Source organism: Rhodopirellula maiorica SM1, assembly GCF_000346295.1.
Taxonomy (GTDB): domain Bacteria; phylum Planctomycetota; class Planctomycetia; order Pirellulales; family Pirellulaceae; genus Novipirellula; species Novipirellula maiorica.
The window spans coordinates 1-6514 of the sequence record NZ_ANOG01000477.1 but is presented as its reverse complement, the minus strand read 5'-3'; the positions used below and the strand labels follow the sequence as shown (position 1 = coordinate 6514).

General features: G+C 57.4%; 4 protein-coding genes. 1 reads left to right on the top strand and 3 read right to left on the bottom strand.

All coding sequences use genetic code 11. The features are described from left to right. Window positions 1-266: 266 nt before the first annotated feature. Window positions 267-2138: a hypothetical protein gene (locus RMSM_RS42005; protein ID WP_052031645.1), complete on the bottom strand. Its 1872-nt coding sequence runs from the start codon at window positions 2136-2138 to the stop codon at window positions 267-269. Continuing rightward, window positions 2113-3597: an IMP dehydrogenase gene (guaB, locus tag RMSM_RS15015; RefSeq protein WP_008697692.1), complete on the bottom strand. Its 1485-nt coding sequence runs from the start codon at window positions 3595-3597 to the stop codon at window positions 2113-2115. The genes RMSM_RS42005 and guaB overlap by 26 nt, the downstream gene beginning before the upstream one ends. A gap of 292 nt (window positions 3598-3889) precedes the next feature. On the opposite strand from guaB, the gene RMSM_RS15010 reads away from it, so the two are divergent. Then, window positions 3890-5833: a trypsin-like peptidase domain-containing protein gene (locus tag RMSM_RS15010; RefSeq protein ID WP_040766908.1), complete on the top strand. Its 1944-nt coding sequence runs from the start codon at window positions 3890-3892 to the stop codon at window positions 5831-5833. A gap of 9 nt (window positions 5834-5842) precedes the next feature. Here the strand turns inward: RMSM_RS15010 and RMSM_RS15005 are convergent. Then, window positions 5843-6514: GMC oxidoreductase (locus tag RMSM_RS15005; protein WP_040766905.1), on the bottom strand; the 672-nt coding region annotated here is incomplete at its 5' end.

Sequence of the window (6514 nt, the reverse complement as noted above, 5' to 3'; positions counted from 1 at the left end):
GACCTCTGGCCTAAGCCGGACGTTCTCGTCAGCGGCCGGGTGCCACGCATTACCCAGTGCCTTACGGCCCTCGGCTCACCAATGCGATTTGCATTTCGACTAAATCAACAGCCCGCTGTCCAGGATTTCTGGCGAAATCCACTACCCTAAAATCGAAATTTGACGAATCACTTGCTTTCTCCCGCCCCTTTTCGGGGCGGAAGGTATCCGTACCCACCACCACTTTGATTGGGTTTTGCTTGGTCCGGTCTACGCAGTCACCCCCGCTATGGGATCAACCAAAACGCTCCGGTCATCGCTGCGGCTTGTGTCAAACCGCCTCGCAAACTGATCGGTACCGGTGGTTTGATCCACGGTGCACAGTTGCCGGGGCGATAGTAACCGAGTGCGTATTGGCATTCGTTCGGAGCGTGTACTCCCATCTTGTATGGCAACACGGCGATATTGACAAAGAAGTGAGCGGACGAAACAACCGGTTGCCACAGTGGACCGCGGGTGTGTCCGTAACGCTCGAGGTTAACATCCTCGAAGTACAACGGCTTGTGACACAAATTGGATGCCTTCCACGTCATCGTGGTGCTCTGCCATGAACGCTCAGTGTAGGCAACCTGCTGGATCAAACATTCCTTGGGCAATCCCCAGTTGTCAGAGATGTAGGCCAAGTCGGCTTCGCTGAGTCGATTGATCGAAAGTTCTTCGGTCGTGCCGTGTGCGGTCTCGATTACCGCCTTTTCGTAAGCCAAATCAACCAAACGGCCCGAGGCGAGCGGACGTCCGTCGACCGTCCGCCATTGACGTTCGCTCTGGTTTTCGTCGAATTTGGTTTTCAACTTTTGGTATTCCGCTTCGCTGATCACGTCCGGCCGAAACGGCGGGCTGATGTCCAAAGACAATTTATCGATTGTTTGCGATGCGATGCGTTGGCGGAAATCTTCACACGAGATCCCGGCGGTTTGTTTCAAGTCGTCGACACCATCGAAACTGCCAACCCCATCCTCGTCGCGCCCCGAGCGTTGGTCCAAGCGATCACGATCCTGTTCGCTTGACGCAGATCGTCCTCCATCCGGATTGCCAAAGGGGTTCTCGAAGCGACCTCGTTGATCCGAAGGCGATTCGGGGCTTTCGTCGCTGCGATCCTGTGGACTTGGCAGCGGCTCGATACTGCCCTCTTCCTTCAAGAAATCGCCAAGCGAGCGACCATCTTGGGCCGGTTTGGATTGCCGTGGGCTGGTGGGCTCGCCTTGAGGACTAGGCAACAATTCGAGCTTCGATTGGGGATCAGCTTTGCTTCCCGGTGCAGGTAACGATCGTGATCGAGGCAGCGTCCCGGATCCGTCTCGCAGTTGGTTTGTTGAACGTGGATTCGCTTGCGATGGAGGTGTCATCCCCGAGTTTCGCGGCGCCGCTTGACGCCCCTGGGTCCCTTCACCAAACGGATTCTCGAAGAAGTCCGTATTCCGTGGAGCCGCTTCACGCGGTTGTCCGGACGATTCCGGTGGCAACGAAAATCCGCCGCCTTGTTGGGGCGCGGTCAACCATGTAGTGCGCTCGACCGGTTTGGATGCGGACGCCGGGGCATTGACCGAGCGCAGATCGGGAGCGGCTGAGGCTCGCTGAAGTTGATTTGCGGGTTGGTTCTGAACGGGCTGGTTCTGAACGTGTTGGTTCTGAACGGCGGACACCGGACGAACCACCATGGTCGAGGCTCCAGCGCCAATCGCTTGTTGGCTGGCTGCTTGTTGATGCGGCACGCCTCCGCTGGCGACGACGGTTGCCGCAGGCGGCCGAACAGGGTCGGCAGTAGGGGATGTCGCTGGAGCGGCCGATGTCGCGACGCTTTTCGCCACAGGCAGATCGTCCGCAAACGGATCTTTGCCTGCGAAGTGACGATCCACGGCATCGCTTGGCTGCGGAGCCGGCTGGGGTTTGCGACCCCATTTTAGGTTCCAACCATCGTGAGTTGGATTGTGTGCGGTGGCCGGAGCGGCCGGCGGGACGGTTCCCATTTTGGGAACCGGACGAAGATTGCCATAGCCTGTCGGTGACTGGGCGTGTGCCGCTGGAACGTCCCAAACGGCGAGCGTCCCGGCACTGGCAATTAAGATTGCCAGACTAGTTCGTTTCGCCTGATGAAACATCAGGGCTGTAATTTGGCGCTTCCTGGGTGATCGCAATGTCATGCGGGTGGTTCTCCCTAACCGTTGCTGCGGAGACGCGAATGAATCTCGCATCGTGCCGCAACTCATCAATCGTCCGTGTTCCGACGTATCCCATCCCCGCTCGCAATCCGCCGACCAATTGGTAGACGTAATCGCTAAGAGGACCCTTGAACGGCACGCGGCCTTCGACGCCTTCGGGGACAAGCTTGCCCGCCTCAGCACCTTTTTGCCGATACCGATCGCTACTTCCTTTGACCATCGCGCCCATCGATCCCATCCCCCGGTACGACTTGAACGTACGACCTTGGTACAGGATCATCTTGCCCGGACTCTCGGTGAGGCCTGCGAACAGACTTCCGATCATCACGGTGCTCGCGCCGGCCGCGATTGCCTTCGTAATATCACCGCTAAAGCGAATGCCGCCGTCAGCGATGATAGGTATGTTTCTCTCTTCGGCGATTTTGACTGCGTCCAAAATCGCTGTGATCTGTGGGACCCCGACACCGCTGATGACGCGCGTCGTACAGATCGAACCAGGGCCGATGCCGACTTTCACCGCATCCGCTCCCGCTTCGATCAAATCGCGAGTCGCCTCGGGTGTGGCCACGTTGCCGGCCACGATATCGATGTCCCAATCACGTTGACTCTTAATTTCTCGGACGGTTTCCATCACGTTCTGACTGTGCCCGTGAGCCGAATCGACCACTAGCAAATCAACGCCTTGTCGAATCAAACTCTCGGCTCGATCAAAATCACCGACTCCGATCGCCGCTCCGACCCGCAATCTGCCGAGCGGATCTTTGCAAGCACGCGGATATCGCTTCATCATGTCGATGTCACGAATCGTTATTAACCCCGTCAGTCTTCTATCTTCGTCAACCAGGAGAAGTTTCTCGACTCTTTTTGCCGTTAAAATTCGCTCAGCTTCCTCAAGCGTTACATTCCCTACAGCCGTTACTAAGTTCTCATGTGTCATAACTTCCGAAACAGGGAGGTTTGGGTCCTCTAGGAAACGGAGGTCGCGTCGCGTCAGAATGCCAGCAAGCTTGCGATCGGCGTAAACGATCGGGATTCCCGAGACGTTGGCTTGATCCATCAATTCCGCCGCCCGGCTGACCTTTTCTTCGGGGGGCAAGGTCACTGGATCGACAATGATGCCGTTGGCCGAGCGTTTCACCTTCAGCACTTGCTGCGTCTGGCTACGCGGCGACAAATTTTTGTGAATGATCCCCATCCCGCCTTCTTTTGCTAGCGCGATCGCCATTTCGGCTTCGGTGACCGTATCCATCGGCGAGGAAATGAGTGGGATCTGTAGCTTGATCCGATCGGTCAGCCGGCTCGTCACATCCACTTCGCTGGGCACCACCTCGCTGTAACGGGGCTGCAGAAGGACGTCGTCGAAGGTAACGCCGAGTTTGCCAATTTTGTCTTCCGTCATCTTTATTACCGATTACCTAGAGCGTTCAGGCAGGGCATGCGACCTGTTGGGGAAAACCCCTGATTATGCCGAACCAAGCGGGTTTGGTGTAGGGCCTGACAAACGGGCAGCCCCAAACCTCTCTGGCAACTCCGCAGCGACCGCGATCGCCCCCTTCCGATCACCCCGTCATTGACCGCTAATTTGATCATGATTTCCGTTTCGCGACTTCTTACTTGCCACCCGCTGCTGGATCAGTAAACTAAAACCGAGAACAACCCCTCCACAGAACTAGCGACCAACGAGTCTTCAGATGTATCGACTCCCGTCTCCTTTCCTACGCTCGTTTTCCACCTTACTGACCACGCTTTTGCTGCTGGCGTTGGGTTTGGAACTAGCGACGACCGGATACTCTCAACCCCCTGGGCACGCCCCGGCCCTCCGCCAATGGAAATCGGCAGCGGGGACCGTCGTCGAGGCCGAGCTGATTAGCCAAAACGACGAGACGGTAGAGTTGTTGATCAAGGGCCAAAACATGGCTCGGAACATCCCAATTGCTCAATTGAGCGAGGCGGACCAAAAATATCTGGCCATTCGCTGGTTCGACGCCCAAGATCTACGACAATTCGAATTGGTCAAAGACCATCTACGAACGGTGGCCGAGCGACCTCAAACGGTCAGCCGGTTGCTGATCGAAATTCACAACGAAGTCAAAGAGAGTCCTTATGCCGGACTGTGGGCCGCCGTCACGCTCAGCTGTGGTAGCAACGAGCATTCACGAGCCGCCGTGGTGCTCGAAGACACGCTCCGCCGCATCGAAAAACAACAAGCGGCAGACCCCTCGCGACATCGCATGACATTCTGTTCGGCAAACAACAACTTAGCCGTTTGTTTGATCAAGGGTCGCAAGGGCGATTCCGCCGCGACGCGGATGGTGCGAGCGATCGAGTCGGTCGAACGAATGCCACCGATTGTTCAATCCAATGCCGAACTGTTACACGAACTGACAACCAACACCGATAGCTTCATCACGTTTTCACCGAGCACTCGACAACGGCTCATGAGAACAGTGGCGTTATCGGACAACGCCGGTAGCGGTACAAAGATGGAAGCAGGGTGGCACTACTCGCTTGATTTTGATGTTCCATCGAAATCGGATGCCAAGATCAAGATTGACGGTGTCGATGCGCCGCGACCGGATCTACAACTGCTGGCAACGGGGACTGGCTTCGTGGCGGCGCCGGGGATCGTACTGACAGCGCGTCCGGTCGTGGAAACGACCAACTACCACGGGCCCAAACTGATCACGGTGATTGTCGACCCTGCGTCTTCGTCACGCCGCAGCGAGCTTGTCCGAGACCTGCTGATATCATCGACGCGTTCGGTGGCAGTTTCCTCGTCAGTGGGATCAGGATTTGGCAGCGGCAGCGTTGTTTGGACCCACTACTCCTACGTGCGGCCCAAGAACGGACAAATGGGAGCCGAGATCGCGGCGTTACGGGTACCGAACCTAAAGCTTGCACCAGTGGAAGTCGCCTTGGACGATCCAGCCAAACAAGCTCCGATTCAAATCCTCGGATTCTCGCGTGGTCAATCCGCACTGCAACGCGGATTGCAAACGCAAACAGGCGAGGTGCTTCAGTCGCGTTCGGTCCGCGGCAGTTTCTCGGCACTTGGTGCCTCGGGCAGCGGGGTGACGCTTGAAACGTCTGCTCGCGTCATGGGAGGAAACCGCGGCGGTCCGGTGCTTGATGCCGAAAACCATGTGGTCGGGATCGCCTACGACACTCCGGTCTCGGGGAGCGACGCGAAAGGTCTGTTCTTCGGATCCGGCGAATTCCGTCGTTGGTTCTACGAGAACGTGCAAACCGCTTCGCTCACCGATCCCGAACCCAGCCACACCGCGGCGCAGCGGCTAAGTACGGTCGAAAACAGCTCGGTCGCCGTCTATTGCTGGGGGCTGAAACAAAAATCGACGTCTCAGTTGTTTAGTGAAATCGCTGACAACAGCCGCGACGCTGGCGGGCTGTACTTGCGTGACAACTGGTGTGTTGCCTGCGATGGCCGCGGATTCCTGGATTGCCCGGTGCGAACGTGTAACAAGGGCGTGGTTGCGGGGCGGGAAACGGTCGTCAAAGGCGTCAACCCCTTAACCGGACGTCCCATTCGCGCCCAACAAGTCACCCAAGAGCGCTGCACGACTTGCAACGGCAAAGGGGGCAGAATATGCCCGCATTGCAAAAACGGAAAGATCTAGCACGGCGACCTAGCTCGCCACATTCAATCGGCTTGCGAACAACATCGCAAGCGTGATCACCATTGCATTGGGGTTGCCCATCGTCAGTTTCGGGAACACCGAAGCATCGACCACCGACAACCGCCGCGTGCCAACCACCGACAAGTCCGCGTCGACGACACGTCCGAGCCCGCAGGTTCCGACCGGATGGTATAGCGTTTGGGTGTAGCGTGCGATCGATTTGGCAATCGCCTCGTCGCTGTCGCGTTTTGATCCTGGCACCATCTCGGGGCCAAGCCATTGTCGCAGCGGCGACTGCATCGCGATCGAGCGAGCCAATTTCACCCCCGCGATCGTCGTTTCAAGGTCGGCTGGATCTGCTAGGTAACGGAAATCGATCCGTGGCGGTTCGCTTGCATCAAGCGAGGTAATCGCGAGATGCCCACACGATTTCGGTTGGGTCGCGTTGACGGCAATCGTCATGGCGGCGGGCGAACCAGGTTGCGGAAAGCGGAGGTAATGTGTCGGCGTCACGTGAATCTGGAGGGCACCGTTATTAAACAAGCCTCCGGCTTCGGCGATATTCGACGTCAGCGGTCCTCGGCCGAGAGCGTCGAATCGCGTCAGGTCTCGCGGTGAGACTCGCAAATCGAAACGAGCCGACGGTTCAGTCGAAAAGATAACGGGCATCACCAGATGGTC

What these genes read in the sequence shown, in the direction of transcription:
- RMSM_RS42005 (WP_052031645.1), bottom strand. Translation starts at nt 2,138, where the DNA reads ATGTTTCATCAGGCGAAACGAACTAGTCTGGCAATCTTAATTGCCAGT.
- guaB (WP_008697692.1), bottom strand. Translation starts at nt 3,597, where the DNA reads ATGACGGAAGACAAAATTGGCAAACTCGGCGTTACCTTCGACGACGTC.
- RMSM_RS15010 (WP_040766908.1), top strand. Translation starts at nt 3,890, where the DNA reads ATGTATCGACTCCCGTCTCCTTTCCTACGCTCGTTTTCCACCTTACTG.